A 676-nucleotide genomic window follows, 5' to 3' on the forward strand; every position below is an offset into this window, starting at 1 on the left:
GACCGTGTCCTACGTGGTGAGGCGGACGAGCCGCTTGTAGCAGCAGAGAGCGGCGGCGAGACCGAGAAAGGCCAGGTAGTTGCGGGGATGGCGCTCGTAGCGGGGACTGAGTCTGCGGTAGCCGGACAGCCACGACATCGTGCGCTCGATCACCCATCTCCGGCGGCCCAATCGTTCGCTGGACTCGATGCCTTTGCGGGCGATGCGCACTCCGATCCGCTTGCCGCGTAACCATTTCCGCAGGTCCGAGCGGTCATAGGCTTTGTCGGCATGAAGGCGCTGGGGCTTGAAGTAGCGGCCGCGGTGCGGGTCGTGTCTCGTTTGGTGACCCTCGATCATGGGCTTGAGCCCTTCGCTGTCGTGGGTGTTGCCTGCCGAGATGCCGACGAGGAGGGGCAGTCCGTTCGCGTCCGACAGGATGTGCATCTTGGAACCCGGCTTGCCCCGGTCCACGGGGCTCGGACCTGTGTGTTCGCCCCCTTTTTAGCCCGGACGTGGGCGGTGTCGAGGACGACACGGGTGACGTCGATGAGGCCGGCGTCATCGAGGCGGTGCAGGACCGCTTCGTGCAGGCGGCCCCAGACACCGGCTCTCGACCAGATCAGGAACCGACGGTGGGCGGTCGACTTCGAAATGCCGAAGCAGGGCGGCAGCTGGCGCCAGGCGCAGCCGCTGA

General features: G+C 66.4%; 1 pseudogene. It reads right to left on the bottom strand.

Going from position 1 to position 676, the window contains the following annotated elements:
• Nucleotides 1-9: 9 nt before the first annotated feature.
• Nucleotides 10-676, bottom strand: a pseudogene (locus tag AQJ64_RS48830) (IS5 family transposase); the annotation flags it as partial.

The organism is Streptomyces griseoruber (assembly GCF_001514205.1).
GTDB lineage: Bacteria > Actinomycetota > Actinomycetes > Streptomycetales > Streptomycetaceae > Streptomyces > Streptomyces griseoruber.